The following is a 14,799-nucleotide window of genomic DNA, read 5'->3' on the forward strand; positions in this document are numbered from 1 at the left end:
TAAATAAAAATGCCAGGAATAGGATTTCGGATTGACCAAGCGGAGAAATTCATCTTATTTCTCCTGTACAGTCACAAGCTGTTTGCTTAATGGGGTGTCTGGAATCTCTTTGACGATGTTGACGAGATCTCCATCTGTCAGGAAGCCAGTGCCTGACGAAACCACTTTGACATTCGGGGCTAAATTCAGGATTTCGACGCGATCACCAAGACGACGACCAACGGCAACCTTTTGTTGGCTTACACGATTGTTATTCGCAACAATAAACACATATGAAAAACCATCACGTAACAGTAGGGCGGTTTGAGGAATGGTTGTTGCTGGTTTTTGGCCTAAATCAAACTCACCTTTGACAAACATACCCATCCGGACTGCCTGTGTGGTTGGAATATCCACATAGACCAGCCCGTAACGGGTTTGTGGATCGATGACAGGTGCAATCATTCTTACTTTGCCGATAACTGCGGGCTGTGCTGGATCTGGTGAAACAATATGTGCTGCCATCCCTTGCTGGAGTTTGTATAAATCAGACGTCGTGACTTCTGCACGCCATTCCAGACGATGATTGCGAATGAGACGAAACAGTTCTTGTCCTGTTTGAGCTAAAGCACCAACAGTTGCTGTACGCGCTGAAATCACGCCATTATCAGGTGAAATCACTTGGGTTTGGGCTAGGCGTAATTGATTGCTTTCGATCTGAGCTTTAGCTGCATCAAGACGTGCTTGTGCCGTGGCCTGAGAGGTTTGGTATTGGGTGGATTCCTGAGCTGAAATTGCCCCAGTATTTTTGAGTTGCTGGATACGTTTATTATGGGTGATGGCATCACTCAGCACAGCTTGCGCTTCTGCATAACTTGCTTTGGCTACAGCGAGGTCGGCGCGAATGGTGTCACTGTTAATTTCTGCTAAGACCTGACCGCGTTTGACTTCATCACCTACATTGACGTTGACATGGGTCAGACGTTGGCCTGAGAGCTCACTGCCAATGACGACTTCTTGCCAAGCAGCGATGTTGCCATTTGCAGTCAAGGTCTGTTTCCAGTTTTGTAGCTCAGGTTGGGCTACGGTAACGGTCAAGGCCGCTTTCTGTGTCGTTGTAGTGCTACCTTTTTGTGGTCCAGTATCTGTTGTTTTTTTAGTCGCCCCAGTCTGCCAAAGAATGATGATAGCAATAATAAGTACAATAACGATTGCTAAAATCAGCCAACCCTTTTTCTTTATTTTCTTGGGAGTGTGAGAAGTCATCTTTCCATAGTCATCAAGTTTTGATGGCTAAGTATAGACGAAGATTTCAGCAGTTGGTCAAGAGAGATTAAGCAGATAAAAAAATTAATAAAGTCGCTTATGTTTATGACTTTTCAGCTTAGGAAAAGTGTGAATTGTTTCAATCCCGAACTTTTTATTCTACCCCAAATGATCATTAATGCTTAAAGAGGCAGTAAACGATTGGAGACCACATTTTTCATGACAATGGTTGAGGTCAAACGTTGAACATTGGGTAATGCAGAGAGGCTGTCATCGTAGAGTTTTTGGAAACTGGCCAAGTCTTTAGCAACCACATGCAATAAATAATCTGGATTTCCAAATAAACGTTGTGCCTGAATCACATTGGCAATTTCAATAACTTTTTCTTCAAAAGCAGAAAGGGCTTTTTTATCGCCGTCTTTTAAGGTGACAAAGATAATGGCTGAGAAATTAAGCCCAATTTTTGAGGCTTCCAAATCGGCATGATAGCCTTTAATGACTCCTGTTTCTTCAAGTGCTTTGACGCGACGGTGGCAGGGAGACAGACTTAAACCGATTCTTTCGGCCAGCTCTGTGATAGATAATCGCCCATTTGCTTGTAGTTCAGCAATAATTTTCTTATCAATGCGATCCATTTAGAAGAATCTCCCTTAGGGCTTTGAAGATGTAGAAGTATTTAGAATAACATTTTCTTCATTAAAGCATATCCTTTCTCAACAATCTTCACCGAACGGTGAAAAAAAAGGCTGTTGAAAATAGCATTTATGAATTGAGAAGGGCGTTGCTAATGGAACTCAGTGTGATTTTTGCGTTTTGGTGTGTTTCGATTTTATTCGTTTTAACACCTGGTGCGGATTGGGCATATGCCATTCTTGCAGGTGTTCGAGGGCAGTTTGTTTTAAATGCGGTCACAGGCTTGGTGCTCGGGCATCTCATGGCAATTTTATGTGTTGCTGCGGGGGTCGGTGCATTGGTACAACATTACCCGATTTTACTCACTGTAATGACAGTCATGGGGGCTTGTTATTTATTCTGGATGGGAGTGCGGCTATTTATGCATCCTGCCACTATTTCTACTGAGAGTAATACAACACAATCTTTAGATTCTGCACGTTCATGGTTAATTAAAGGGGTTGGTATTAGTGGTTTAAACCCAAAAGTGTTATTGCTATTTTTTGCTTTATTACCCCCCTTTATTCATCCTAAAATGGCATTTTCACCGACAACCCAGATTATTTTGTTGGGGATGGTTCATTTACTCAGTTGTGCTGTAGTGTATGTACTGGTCGGGATTGCAGCTAAAAGAATACTGAGAACGCGACCGCTGGCAGTGAAACGGGTTAGCCGTATTTCTGGGGGATTAATGGTTTTGATTGCTACCCTCTTGCTTATTGGGCAGGTTTGATACAGTAGGGTGCTTTAATCGCTGTAAGTTCCCTAGAAAAAATCCCCGAATGTTCGGGGATTTTTTAATTTAAAGGATGGCTTTCAGGCGTTTGACCACTTCTTCACATTGTGCTAAATCAGCCACTAAGGCCATTCTGACATGACCTTCACCGGGATTGCCTTGTTCAGTATCTCTTGACAAATAACGACCTGGTAAAACCTTGATATGCGCTTTTTCCATCAGCATTTTGGCAAAAGTCTCATCGTTGTCCACTTTTAACCAATAATAGAAACCTGCATCTGGTTTTTGTAATGGCAATAGATGACCAAGTTCAGACTGGAATAAATCAAACTTTGCACGGTACTGTTGACGATTTTCTTCAACATGCGCTTCGTCATTCCATGCTGCAATCGAAGCCAGTTGATTTTGTACTGGCATTGCAGCGCCGTGATAGGTACGGTATTGCAAATATGGCTTTAACAGGGCTGCATCACCCGCAACAAAACCAGAACGCATGCCCGGTAAGTTTGAACGTTTAGACAGGGAATGGAAAACGATGCAATTCTTATAATCATCACGACCCATTTCGGCACACACTTCTAAAAGCCCAATCGGTGCTTGATCAAACCAAAGTTCTGAATAGCATTCATCCGATGCAATCACGAAACCGTATTGGTCAGATAGTGCAATCAGTTTTTTAAACTGCTCTTTTGACAGAACCGTTCCTGTTGGGTTGCCTGGGGTACACACAAACAGTAATGCTGTTTTTTCCCAGACTTCCGCAGGGACTGCATCAAAGTCACCGAGGTAACCATTTTCTTCGGTACAGTTAATGAAATAGGGTTTTGCACCTGCAAGCAGGGCTGCACCTTCATAGATCTGATAAAACGGATTTGGCATCACCACATAGGGTGCATCTTCACGTTTAATCAAGGCCTGTACAAAAGAGAAGATCCCTTCACGTGTACCAGAAACAGGCAGAATATGATCCTCTGCACTAATATGATTCAACTTGAAGCGATTGGTGAGCCACTGTGCAATACTTTGACGCAACTCAGGCAGGCCTTTACTGTTTGGGTAGGTTGATAAGTGGGCAAAATTATCAATAATCGCTTGTTTAACGAACTCTGGGGCTGGATGTTTAGGCTCACCAATCGATAAAGGAATCAAAGGTAAATTGGCAGGTTGCACATCTTTAAATAGTTGATTTAACTTTTCAAAAGGATAGGGATGCAATAACGACAAGCTAGAGTTCATTTAAACAGTTACCAAACAATAAAATTCAAGATGGATTACAAATTTGATTCGAGGCTTCATCTAAAGCGGCTTTTAAGCTTTCCGCAAAAGTTTTCACTTCTTCATCGCTGAGCAAGACACCATTTTTCTTGGTGACAAAGAAAATATCTTCCGCACGTTCACCCAGCGTGGCAATTCTTGCAGAATGAATGTCCAAACCTTGCAACATGAATAACCCCCCAATACGTGCCAGTAGGCCCGGATGGTCAAGGGTCGAAATTTCAACCATATGTTGCTGTAACGTCGGGTTCAAGACAATATCCACGGTATTTTGCACATCAAAATGACGCAAATGACGGGGGATACGGCGTTGCATGATCCCTGGATATTGATCCGAATGGCTTAATGCATCAACCAAAGCGGCTTTCACTTTGCGTTCGCGATCTGGGTCAGTTAGTAAAGTACCAAAACGGTCAAGCACCAGGTAGGTATCTAAGCTGAATGAGGTTGAAGCAGTGATAATGCGTGCATCCTGAACATCAAGGTTCATACGATCCAGTACCGCAACCGTGGTGGCAAACAAGTTTGGTTGATCACGGGTATAGATAAAGATCTGAACCGCATCATCGGCCGCATTACGATGTGCACGTAATAATACCAAAGGTTCTGGATTATCGCCGTGTTGTAAAATCGCTTGGGTATGCCATGCAATTTCATTGGCGGATTCTTTGACAAAGTATTCATCGCCTAGTTCTTGCCAGACTTTCTCTACTTCAGCCAGAGAGAAGTCATTGACCAAGAGTTCACTTGCAGCAAATTTGGTATCTTCAATCAGCATTTGATAATCAACTGGACGGCCCAAGCCTGAACGAATCACATCACGTGCATAGGTATACAGCTGACGCATGAGTGATGCACGCCATGTATTCCAAAGTTTTGGATTGGTCGCGTTAATATCGGCCACCGTCAGGGCATAGAGATAATCAAGATGCTCCATGTCCCCGACTTTTTCAGCAAAGTCTCTGACTTCATCTGGGTCGGAAATATCTTTTTTCTGTGCGGTAAGGGACATTAGCAGGTGATTGTTAATCAGCCATGCAACCAGTTTGCATTCACGTTCGGTAAATCCATGGGTACGACAGAATTCAATTGCATCCAGTGCCCCCAGTTCACTGTGATCACCACCACGACCTTTGGCAATGTCATGGAAAATCGCGGCCATATAGACGATGTCATGGCGAGAGATACGCTGAAACACAGAGCTAACCACAGGAAATTCTTTGGCAAATTCGGGTTCTTTAAAGCGACTTAAATTACGCAGTAATAGGAGCGTATGTGCATCGACCGTATAAATATGGAATAGGTCGTATTGCATTAATCCAGTAATTTGCCCAAAAGCAGGAATGTAATTGCCCAACACGCCATAACGCTTCATCGCTACCATGGTGTCATATAAATGAGGTGAGCGAATAATCGACATAAACAAAGCTTGATGTTCTGGATTATTACGGAAGCGCTGGTCAATCCGTTTGGCTGCAAGCACAAGCAGACGCAAGGTACGGGCGCGAATCCCAGTAATTTCAGGACGGTTAGCCAACAGATAGAACAATTCTAAGATGGCAATTGGTTCTTCTGAAAAGACTTTGTGATGCTGAACAGCCAATTTGCCATCGACAATTTTAAAACGCTCATTGATGTCGATGATATGACGTTCATAATCAGGCAGACGTGGGGTAATCACCGATTCATTGAAATAGGCGAGTAGCATTTCATTCAGCGTTGAAACTTGCTGCGCAGTACGATAGTAGCGCTTCATGAACTGTTCAACGGCAAAATTAACAGGCTGACCTTCTTCACGCACATAGCCAAACTTTGCTGCGATATCACGTTGATATTCAAACAACAGACGATTTTCATCGCGTTTGGCTAAACGGTGTAAGTGGGTACGAATTTCCCATAAGAAACTTTCCGCTTCTTCCAGTACACCCAATTCAAACTCAGTAATAAAGCCTAAATGGACTAAATCATAGATGCGATTGACACGGAAATGACGTTTGGCGATCCAGCCGATTTGGTTGATATCGCGAATACCACCCGGTGCATTTTTGATATCAGGCTCTAAATTACTCTCAGTATTATTGTGTTGTGCATAGCGTTTGGCTTGTTCTGCCATTTTGGCATCATAGAAGGTTTGATCCGTCCATGTTTGCGCAACAATACGGCGTGGCCATTTGGCTAATTGTTGATTGCCTGTAATGAGACGGGCTTCAATCAAGGTGGTGGCAACAGTTAAGTCATTAATGGCTTGTTCGACACAGTTCTGAATGGTACGGACGCTGATGCCGGGTTTGAAATTACCGACATCCCATAACGATGAAATAAAGGTCGAGATCAGTTTTTCTTGTTCTTCACTGATTTCATCCTCAGATAAAATCATGATATCGGTATCAGAATAAGGCAGCATCTCATGGCGGCCATAGCCACCGACTGCAAATAAACCCAATTCAGTTTGATCTAGGCCTGCGTGGTTCCAAAGGAAGATCAAGGCTTCATCAATCGAATTTGAACGCGCACCAATTACATCACGAATGGGTTGTCCATTTTCATAACTCTCCTGTAATTGCTTTTCTACATCCGTACGCCATTGGTTAATCGCTTGAATATCATGAAGACTGGTGACGTAGTTCAACAAAGGAGAGGTCTTGATCATAAAGCTGAGTCTTCTATCAAAGCCCCTCTAAAAAAGAGGGGAAGTTGTGATGATAATAACCTAAGGTCATCTTAAGCGTTGGTTTGTACACTCACTTGGTCTGCGGCATGCTGTGCTAATTCACGTGCAAGATCGGTTGTTTCAGCACGAGCTGTTGCGACACCCATACGGCGGCGTTTAAAGCCTTCAGGTTTACCAAATAGACGTAGATCAGTGTTGGGATTAGCTAATGCAAGATTCAAGCCAGTGAAACTCAGGTTCTTGGCATCTACACCTGCATAAATCACTGCACTTGCAGCGATACTATGACGTGCTGTATTGACAGGCAGACCGAGAATTGCACGTGCATGTAATTCAAATTCGCTCTGGAATTGTGAAGCTAAAGTCACTAAACCCGTATCATGTGGGCGTGGCGAGACTTCGCTAAACCAGACTTTATCGCCTTTGATAAACAGTTCTACCCCGAAGATACCACAACCACCTAACGCAACTGTGACCTTATTTGCAATCCGTTTTGATTCTTGTAACGCAACAGGCGTCATGGCTTGGGGCTGCCAGCTCTCGACATAGTCACCAGCATCTTGACGGTGTCCGATCGGATCACAAAAATGTGTTTCGATTTCACCTGTTTCTGGATTTTTGGCGCGGACTGTGAGCAGGGTAATTTCAAAATCAAAATCAATCTGTGACTCAATAATTACTGTACCTTGATTAACCCGACCACCTTGCATTGCGTAGTCCCAGGCCGCATCCACCTCATCAAAACTCTTAACGCGAGATTGGCCTTTACCTGAAGAAGACATCACGGGTTTTACAAAGTTTGGATAACCAATGTCATCACAGGCTGCGCGGAAGCTTTCCAGTGTATTCGCGAAGCGATAAGCAGAGGTAGGTAAGCCAAGTTCTTCAGCAGCTAAACGGCGAATCCCTTCACGATTCATGGTGAGATTGACTGCTTTAGCCGAGGGAATTACCGTTGCAGTTTGGCTTTGTTCAATTTCAATTAAAACTTCAGTAGCAATCGCTTCAATTTCGGGAACGATCAAATTCGGTTTTATGTTTTCAATTAATTGTTTTAATTCGGTTGGATCTGCCATATTCAGGGTGTAGGCATAATGTGCAACTTGCATGGCAGGTGCATGATCATAACGATCTGCAGCATGAACTTCTACACCTAAGCGCTGCAAAGAAATCACAACTTCTTTACCAAGCTCTCCAGAACCTAACAGTAAAACCTTAAATGCAGAAGATTGAAGTGGAGTTCCAAGAGTGACGCTCATGCGAATGATCCTATCCTGAGTAATTTGTGTTTAAGCATAGCAGAACTTTGTGCTGAATTAAGCCCGTATATCACAAAAAAACATGGTTTTTGTTAGACAAAAAAATAGCACTTAGGAGGGTATTTGTCTGTTTAAACATTGACCTGATAATTGAGCTGTAATTCATCCGCATTTTGACCACGGATTCCCCAATTGCATTTTGGTGTTTCAAAAATTGTGATTTCAATGTCTTGGGGTGAAATCCCGCATTGTTGCTCAATATTGCTGAAAATGCTTTGGATCAAGCTTTTTTTGCTTCGATGCTTCTACCTTCAAACATCGAAATTTCGATAATAAGGTAGTGCTGACTACGATCACTGGGATAAATAAAGTTTTCTGTAGCTAAAGCAATAAAACGCTGAAATTTCTTTTCCATAGGATAATTTAAGCTTTCAACCAAAGCCTGATGGATTGCATGTGAAAGTTGAGGTCTAAACTGCTCAATCGTGGACTGCAAGGCATAAATCTTGATGTGTGACATGCTGGTTTTCTTCCTTCTTGAAGTTTTAATTTTTTATATATGAGTAAGTCTGACTTTATGCTGAACAAGAATATAAAATCAATTGTTTAGCATAAAAGGTATACTGCTGAGTAAATAAGTAACAAGCATTGAGAATTATTCCCAAATTGACTAGCATAATGGCCAAATGTTTCATCGGCAATTTGATATGTCTAATCCAAACTTTCGTGTAGCTGCAATCGTGATATGCAGTACTTTTTTATTGGCTGCTTGTGGAAACTCAAGTACTGAACCAAAAGAAAAGGTCGAAATCAAACCTGCGCCGAAACTGAATAATGATGCAACAACCTATGCCAATGCGGCATGGATGTTGATTAATAACATCGATTCGATTGTTTACAATAAACAGACTGCCGAGATTGAAGAAAAAGTCAGAAAACCTTTGCGTCAGCTCAGTACCGATTGGCGAATCAACGTTAAAATGACTGACTCGGTAACCGAAGGAAAATATGCACTTTGCCGTAAAGCACTGACCAGTCTGGATACATGGGCGCGTGATGTAAAAGATAATGGCAATGGGTCAGCACAAAAACAGGCTGATTACGAACGTGATAAAGCGCAATGTAAAGATGCGATTGATAATCCTGCCTTGGGGAATACCTCGCCAAAATGAGAATAAAAAAAAGCGAGATCAATAATCTCGCTTTTTAGTGGTTAAAGCTATTGCTAAAACTTAATGGGTTTTAACGGTTTTAGCTGCATCTTGTTTCACTTGAGTCGTTGTGGTACTCGCTGCTTTTTTAGTATCTGTCGTAGCCTTCATCGCTTCATGCTTGGTTGTATCTTTGGTTTTAACCGCTTCTTGTTTTGCTGTAGTGGTTGCTTTAGTTGTTTCTTTTTTGGTTTTCACGACACCAGTTGCAACACATTTTCCACCTTTATGATTTGGTCCTGTACCACCTTGGATTTGACTTCCTTTCGGGCAGGCAAATGCGCTAGCACTTAATACTGTAAATAAGCCTGCTGTTAGAATAGTTGCGATTTTTCTCATGATTGTATTCTACATTTTAGTAAGCGATAGTGCTTAGCCTTAATTTAGATGAGTTTATAAGGAAAAAGCACAATAATTTTGTGACATATTTTAATTTGTAAGTATCATTTTATAGTGAGATTTTTTCTTTTAATTTAGCTTTAAGATTAACGCGATATTGACCAATTTAGCTCACAGGTCTGTTTAAAAATAATACAAATCACATGCTGCTAGTGCTCTTTTATATATCCCACTGCTGCTAATTGTCTCAGTCGAACTATATCAATTACTTCAATTTTTTTAAAACCGAGACGAATGATACCCTGTTTTTCAAATAAATTGAGTTCCTGATTTACAGTCTGTCGGGAGATTGTCAGCATATTGGCCAATTGGTCTTGAGAGATTTGGATACTAAAATCCTGAATCTGAGCGCGGTTACCATAGCCTTCTAAAATAAACAGTAAGCGTTGTGCCAGACGTTGGCTAATGCTTTGGGTTTGAATTGCGATTTGCTCTAAAAACACATAGCGTAATTTTTGGCTGGTCAGCAAGGCGAAGTAATACCAGTAATACGGATTTTTAAGCAAAAAATCATTCAGTGGCTGTGCGGGGATTTTTAAGACGACACTTTTTTTCAGGGCGATCGCATCATGCGAGCGAGGTTGCTGGTCGATCAGAGAAATTTCACCAAACCACATGATCGGTTCAGCAATTGCAGCAATCGCTTCATTGCCATTGACATCGATATAACCCAAGCTAATAGAACCTTCCAGTACTCCGTAAACACCGTCAAAAATATCTTGAGCCTTAAACACCGCCGCATTTTTTTCAACGATATGCTTTTTGCCATGTTGAATGATAAAGTTCTGAAAGGGTTCTGCCAGATGACTAAACCATGAATTTTGCTGCAAATGTTGAATATAAACACGATCTAACACGGCTGTTCCTTGATTAAAAATAAGTCCATTTGTCAGCTACATGACAACTTCACTGCAATATTTCTTATAGATTAACAGTATAAACACATGAGATGAGGAATGAGAAATGACAAATTTGGAACGTCTACTCAGCCAATATGCGGCTTATCACTTAGATCGAAATAATATTGTGACCCATTTTGTGGGGATTCCTTTAATTGTTTTTTCTATTCTATGTTTAACCGCACGTGCGGGTATAGAAATTTCCAGTGTTTCAGTCACATTGGCATCGGTGCTAATTGTATTAAGTACAATCTATTATCTTTCACTCGATAAGCTATTCGGTCTTTTGATGCTGGCTTTATTGGCCTTGTTATATCCACTGGCTGTGAAAATTGCGGCTTTACCAATGTGGAGTTGGTTAGGGACCAGTATCGGTATTTTTGTGGTAGGCTGGGTGTTTCAGTTCGTGGGGCATTATTTCGAGAAGAAAAAACCAGCCTTTGTCGATGATGTGATTGGTCTAGCGATTGGACCATTATTTGTATTGGCTGAGTTTGTCTTTTTACTTGGATTCCGTAAGCCGTTACATCAGCGCATTTTAAAAGAGGCACAAATGAAACGTGCTGAAATGGATATGAAGCCACAAACAGTTTCGTAAGCCATTTTAAAAGATTAAATTCTTGATAATAAAAAACCGCCAATAAGATCCTTATTGGCGGTTTGGAAATCAAAAAACTGATTTATACATTAAAACGGAAGTGTAATACGTCGCCATCTTGAACGATATAGGTTTTACCTTCTAAACGCCATTTACCAGCTTCTTTAGCACCACTTTCACCGTTGTATTGAATGAAGTCATCATAAGCAACACATTCAGCACGGATAAAGCCTTTTTCGAAGTCAGTATGAATCACACCAGCTGCTTGTGGCGCAGTCGCACCGACTTTAACCGTCCAAGCACGAACTTCTTGTACACCCGCAGTGAAGTATGTCTGTAAGCCAAGTAAGCTATAACCTGCACGAATCACGACGTTTAGACCTGGTTCTTCCATGCCCATCGCTTCCAAGAATTCAGCACGGTCTTCATCTTCTAATAATGAAATCTCAGCTTCGATCTGGTTGCAAAGTGGTACAACAATTGCATTTTCTTCAGCAGCAAGTTTTTTAACTGCTTCAAGATGCGGGTTATTTTCAAAACCATCTTCTGCAACGTTTGCAATATACATGGTTGGTTTAAGTGTCATTAAACCAAAACCGCGAACTGCCTTACGTTCGTCATCAGAAAGGTCAGCGGCACGTGCTGGTTTACCTTCATCAAGCAAAGGTTGGATTTTTTCTAATACAGCTTTAGTTGCAAGTGCTTCTTTATCGCCACCTTTCGCCGCTTTAGTCAAACGTAACAATGCTTTGGCAACGGTATCAAGGTCAGCAAGTGCAAGTTCAGTGTTGATGGTCGCGATATCATCTAAAGGATCAATTTTACCATTTACGTGAATCACGTTTTCATCTTCGAAACAACGAACCACGTGGGCAATTGCATCTGTTTCACGGATATTGGCAAGGAATTGGTTACCCAAGCCTTCACCTTTAGATGCACCAGCAACCAAACCTGCGATATCAACAAATTCCATCGTAGTTGGAATAACACGTTGCGGTTTAACAATTGCTGTAAGTTTATCTAGGCGTGGATCTGGAACAGGGACAATGCCTGTGTTTGGTTCAATGGTACAGAACGGAAAGTTTTCAGCCGCAATCGCTGCCTTTGTTAATGCATTAAATAATGTAGATTTACCTACGTTTGGCAGACCAACAATACCGCAATTAAAACCCATGAAACCACTCACAAATGTGTTATTTAAAAATTGCTGCTGATTTTACATGAAAGCCATGACAAAGTCAGGTCATGGCGCGTGCGGATTTTTATTTCGGACTTAAACTTTGCGTTTATCCAGTTGTTTGGCAATATTATCGCCTGTGACTTGTACCAACATCACCAAAACAATCAGTACTAAAATTACCGCCAGCATCACTTGCATATCAAAACGTTGATAGCCGTAACGATAAGCAATATCGCCCAAACCACCTGCACCAATGGCACCGGCAATAGCAGAGGAGCTGATCATGGTGACAATGGTCACGGTAAAGCCTGCAACAATCCCTGGTAAAGCTTCAGGAAGCAATACATGCCAAAGAATCTGCTTGCGGTTACAGCCCATTGCTTGTGCGGCTTCAATCAAACCTTGATCGACTTCCCGTAGACTGACTTCAGCAATACGAGCAAAGAACGGAATTGCGGCAATGGTTAAGGGTACAATTGCAGCCAATACGCCATAGCTAGTACCAACAATCCAGCGGGTAAATGGAATCAATGCCACCATTAAAATCAGGAAGGGCACGGATCGTGTGATGTTGATGACCCAGCCCAATGACTGATTGATTTTCTTAGAAGGATAAATCCCAAAATCAGCAGTACTCACTAGAATTAAAGCAATTGGCAGACCAATCAAAAAGGCGAGAATCGCAGAGACACCGACCATGATTAAAGTATCGGTCGTGCCTGTCAGTAACAGATCAATGAGTTGATTGTACATAACCGATCACCTCAAGTTGTGTTATTGCAGGATGTTTTTCAAATTGTGAGTGGTTGAGATCAAAGTCGAGATTGCGAATCCCGATGATCAGTGAGCCGATGATACGCTGCTGAATGCTATCTATCTGACTGTGATAGACCTGAACGGGGCTATTAAAATCATCCAACAGTTCATATAAATCAGGCACCGTTTTCGATTCACTGACATATTTCAGTTTTAAAATCTGATGTGTACTCTCAGGCAGAATGGTTTGACTCAGTTCAAAAGGTAAATTTACCTGCTCAAAATTGAGTAATTCCTGAGTGATCTGTTGTTGCGGATTGGAAAATACCGACCAGACTTGCCCAGACTCAATAATCTCACCTTGATCAATCACGATCACCTGATCACAAATCTCTTGAATGACTTGCATCTCATGAGTGATCAAGACAATGGTTAAACCGAGGTCCTGATTGATCTGCTTTAACAACGACAGAATATTGGCAGTACTTTCAGGATCCAGTGCCGAAGTTGCTTCATCACAGAGCAGAATTTCAGGCTGAGAAACCAAGGCACGGGCAATGCCCACACGTTGCTTCTGCCCACCAGAGAGTTGAGCAGGGTAATCCTCTCGCTTTGCTGCTAATCCAACCAGCGTCAGTACATCATTGACCCGTTGCTCAATTTCGGTCTTGTTATAACCGGCGATACGTAGCGGTAGCGCCACATTTTCCCATACGGTTTTTGCAGACATTAGATTAAAATGCTGAAAAATCATGCCAATTTTCTGCCGAGTTTTGATCAACTCGGCATGGCTGAGTTCAGCAATATTTTGCTGATGAATTAAAATACTGCCTGTATCAATCGACTCCAGACCATTTAAGGTACGCAGCAGGGAGGATTTACCTGCACCGCTTTTCCCGATAATCCCAACAATCTGTGCTTTGGGAATATCGATATTAATGTCTTTTAAGGCATGTAAGCGTTGGCCCTGTACATCATAAAACTTATTTAAACCGCGTATTTTCAGATGCGGGACTGAAAAATCAACCTGTGCACCAAAACTCACCATGATTGTTCTCCTTATTTCCAGCCAGGGAACCACAACGTTGGACCAAAATCGCTATCCAAGGCCGCTTTGACTTTCGGTGAATTTTGATAAATCTCGACAAACTTCTGTAGTTTGCTGTCTTTATCCTGATAGTTATCACGCACCACAAATAAAATCGCATAACGCTTATTGGTATTGTCATCAAACAATAACGCACTTTCAGGATCAGCTGTTTTGGCTAGACGTAGGTAATGTGGATAGCCAAATGCCAGATCAACATCATCAATGGCACGTGCAGTTTGTGGGCCTTCAACTTCGGTAAATTTCAGGTTCTTCGGATTTGCAGTAATGTCTTTCAGTGCAGAAAGGTGATTATTACTATCTTTCAGTTCAATCAACTTGGCTTGTTGCAATAGCAATAAAGCACGCCCTTGATTGACAGGATCATTCGGAATCGCAACAGTTGCACCATTCGGCAGTTCATCAAAACTTTTATATTTTTTTGAATACAGTCCGACATGCGATGCTGCACCTGCCGCAAATGATTTTAATTTAAAGCCTGTTTCTTTAATGGCATTGTCCAAGAAGGGCTGATGCTGGAAAAAGTTGGCATCAATATCACCATGATTTAGCGTAATGTTCGGCGTATTCCAATCGGAAAACTCGACCAATTTGACATTTAAACCTTGCTGTTTGGCTTCATCCGCAGCGACTTGTAACGGATGTGCAAAAGACGGACTAATCCCAATCACCAGTTCACTGCTGTGGTTCTGTCTTTGCTTATTCCAAATCAATAAGGCAATAATCGCAACAACAACGACAAGGCCAATACCCAACCATTTTTTAGAGGCTGTTTGAGCCATATATTTCT

General features: G+C 41.8%; 14 protein-coding genes and 1 pseudogene. 3 read left to right on the plus strand and 12 right to left on the minus strand.

All coding sequences use genetic code 11. From position 1 onward, the window contains the following. Positions 1 to 54: 54 nt before the first annotated feature. Both Aba26S_RS16140 and Aba26S_RS16145 read right to left on the minus strand, forming a co-directional pair. On the minus strand, positions 55 to 1,245 hold the full coding sequence (locus Aba26S_RS16140; protein ID WP_043973488.1) for an efflux RND transporter periplasmic adaptor subunit: 1,191 nt from the start codon (positions 1,243 to 1,245) through the stop codon (positions 55 to 57). Between the two features lie 182 nt (positions 1,246 to 1,427). Beyond that, positions 1,428 to 1,880, minus strand: a complete 453-nt coding sequence (locus Aba26S_RS16145; RefSeq protein ID WP_005240958.1) for an Lrp/AsnC family transcriptional regulator — start codon at positions 1,878 to 1,880, stop codon at positions 1,428 to 1,430. A gap of 152 nt (positions 1,881 to 2,032) precedes the next feature. On the opposite strand from Aba26S_RS16145, the gene Aba26S_RS16150 reads away from it, so the two are divergent. Then, the gene (locus tag Aba26S_RS16150) at positions 2,033 to 2,650 is read left to right on the plus strand and encodes a LysE family translocator (protein WP_043973490.1); all 618 of its coding nucleotides are present in this window, start codon (positions 2,033 to 2,035) and stop codon (positions 2,648 to 2,650) included. Between the two features lie 69 nt (positions 2,651 to 2,719). Here Aba26S_RS16150 and dapC read toward each other — a convergent pair whose 3' ends face one another. The 4 genes and pseudogenes from dapC to Aba26S_RS16170 form a co-directional block, all read right to left on the minus strand. Beyond that, on the minus strand, positions 2,720 to 3,889 hold the full coding sequence (gene dapC / locus Aba26S_RS16155) for a succinyldiaminopimelate transaminase (RefSeq protein ID WP_043973492.1): 1,170 nt from the start codon (positions 3,887 to 3,889) through the stop codon (positions 2,720 to 2,722). Positions 3,890 to 3,914: 25 nt separating this feature from the next. Further along, positions 3,915 to 6,578, minus strand: a complete 2,664-nt coding sequence (gene glnD, locus Aba26S_RS16160) for a [protein-PII] uridylyltransferase (RefSeq protein WP_043973494.1) — start codon at positions 6,576 to 6,578, stop codon at positions 3,915 to 3,917. Positions 6,579 to 6,649: 71 nt separating this feature from the next. Next, on the minus strand, positions 6,650 to 7,867 hold the full coding sequence (purT, locus tag Aba26S_RS16165) for a formate-dependent phosphoribosylglycinamide formyltransferase (protein WP_171248952.1): 1,218 nt from the start codon (positions 7,865 to 7,867) through the stop codon (positions 6,650 to 6,652). A gap of 122 nt (positions 7,868 to 7,989) precedes the next feature. Continuing rightward, a pseudogene (locus Aba26S_RS16170) lies at positions 7,990 to 8,378 on the minus strand (tautomerase family protein). A gap of 187 nt (positions 8,379 to 8,565) precedes the next feature. Here Aba26S_RS16170 and Aba26S_RS16175 point away from each other — a divergent pair. Beyond that, positions 8,566 to 9,030, plus strand: coding sequence for a hypothetical protein (locus tag Aba26S_RS16175; RefSeq protein ID WP_081408458.1), 465 nt, complete (start codon positions 8,566 to 8,568; stop codon positions 9,028 to 9,030). Positions 9,031 to 9,090: 60 nt separating this feature from the next. Here Aba26S_RS16175 and Aba26S_RS16180 read toward each other — a convergent pair whose 3' ends face one another. Next, positions 9,091 to 9,408: a hypothetical protein gene (locus Aba26S_RS16180; protein WP_043973501.1), complete on the minus strand. Its 318-nt coding sequence runs from the start codon at positions 9,406 to 9,408 to the stop codon at positions 9,091 to 9,093. Positions 9,409 to 9,617: 209 nt separating this feature from the next. Beyond that, positions 9,618 to 10,325: a Crp/Fnr family transcriptional regulator gene (locus tag Aba26S_RS16185; protein ID WP_043973504.1), complete on the minus strand. Its 708-nt coding sequence runs from the start codon at positions 10,323 to 10,325 to the stop codon at positions 9,618 to 9,620. Positions 10,326 to 10,431: 106 nt separating this feature from the next. On the opposite strand from Aba26S_RS16185, the gene Aba26S_RS16190 reads away from it, so the two are divergent. After that, entirely contained in the window at positions 10,432 to 10,965 is a 534-nt protein-coding gene (locus Aba26S_RS16190; RefSeq protein ID WP_043973506.1) for a DUF962 domain-containing protein, read from the plus strand. A gap of 82 nt (positions 10,966 to 11,047) precedes the next feature. Here Aba26S_RS16190 and ychF read toward each other — a convergent pair whose 3' ends face one another. The 4 genes from ychF to Aba26S_RS16210 all read right to left on the minus strand — a co-directional run bounded on the left by ychF (position 11,048) and on the right by Aba26S_RS16210 (position 14,791). Further along, positions 11,048 to 12,139, minus strand: coding sequence for a redox-regulated ATPase YchF (gene ychF, locus Aba26S_RS16195; RefSeq protein WP_005271118.1), 1,092 nt, complete (start codon positions 12,137 to 12,139; stop codon positions 11,048 to 11,050). A gap of 99 nt (positions 12,140 to 12,238) precedes the next feature. Further along, the gene (locus Aba26S_RS16200) at positions 12,239 to 12,898 is read right to left on the minus strand and encodes a methionine ABC transporter permease (RefSeq protein ID WP_043973508.1); all 660 of its coding nucleotides are present in this window, start codon (positions 12,896 to 12,898) and stop codon (positions 12,239 to 12,241) included. After that, positions 12,879 to 13,949 carry a methionine ABC transporter ATP-binding protein gene (locus tag Aba26S_RS16205; protein WP_043973509.1) on the minus strand — a complete coding sequence of 357 codons (1,071 nt, stop codon included), beginning with the start codon at positions 13,947 to 13,949 and terminating at the stop codon, positions 12,879 to 12,881. Before Aba26S_RS16205 ends, Aba26S_RS16200 begins: the two co-directional genes overlap by 20 nt. A gap of 11 nt (positions 13,950 to 13,960) precedes the next feature. Further along, the gene (locus tag Aba26S_RS16210; protein WP_043973512.1) at positions 13,961 to 14,791 is read right to left on the minus strand and encodes a MetQ/NlpA family ABC transporter substrate-binding protein; all 831 of its coding nucleotides are present in this window, start codon (positions 14,789 to 14,791) and stop codon (positions 13,961 to 13,963) included. Positions 14,792 to 14,799 lie beyond the last annotated feature (8 nt).

The sequence above is a fragment of the Acinetobacter sp. NBRC 110496 genome, assembly GCF_000876115.1.
GTDB lineage: Bacteria > Pseudomonadota > Gammaproteobacteria > Pseudomonadales > Moraxellaceae > Acinetobacter.

Excerpts from the sequence above, each read along its gene's own strand:
- Aba26S_RS16145 (WP_005240958.1), bottom strand. The coding sequence starts at position 1,880 with ATGGATCGCATTGATAAGAAAATTATTGCTGAACTACAAGCAAATGGG.
- Aba26S_RS16175 (WP_081408458.1), top strand. The coding sequence starts at position 8,566 with ATGTCTAATCCAAACTTTCGTGTAGCTGCAATCGTGATATGCAGTACT.
- glnD (WP_043973494.1), bottom strand. The coding sequence starts at position 6,578 with ATGATCAAGACCTCTCCTTTGTTGAACTACGTCACCAGTCTTCATGAT.
- Aba26S_RS16140 (WP_043973488.1), bottom strand. The coding sequence starts at position 1,245 with ATGACTTCTCACACTCCCAAGAAAATAAAGAAAAAGGGTTGGCTGATT.
- Aba26S_RS16150 (WP_043973490.1), top strand. The coding sequence starts at position 2,033 with ATGGAACTCAGTGTGATTTTTGCGTTTTGGTGTGTTTCGATTTTATTC.
- Aba26S_RS16205 (WP_043973509.1), bottom strand. The coding sequence starts at position 13,949 with ATGGTGAGTTTTGGTGCACAGGTTGATTTTTCAGTCCCGCATCTGAAA.
- ychF (WP_005271118.1), bottom strand. The coding sequence starts at position 12,139 with ATGGGTTTTAATTGCGGTATTGTTGGTCTGCCAAACGTAGGTAAATCT.
- Aba26S_RS16200 (WP_043973508.1), bottom strand. The coding sequence starts at position 12,898 with ATGTACAATCAACTCATTGATCTGTTACTGACAGGCACGACCGATACT.
- Aba26S_RS16210 (WP_043973512.1), bottom strand. The coding sequence starts at position 14,791 with ATGGCTCAAACAGCCTCTAAAAAATGGTTGGGTATTGGCCTTGTCGTT.
- dapC (WP_043973492.1), bottom strand. The coding sequence starts at position 3,889 with ATGAACTCTAGCTTGTCGTTATTGCATCCCTATCCTTTTGAAAAGTTA.
- Aba26S_RS16180 (WP_043973501.1), bottom strand. The coding sequence starts at position 9,408 with ATGAGAAAAATCGCAACTATTCTAACAGCAGGCTTATTTACAGTATTA.
- Aba26S_RS16190 (WP_043973506.1), top strand. The coding sequence starts at position 10,432 with ATGACAAATTTGGAACGTCTACTCAGCCAATATGCGGCTTATCACTTA.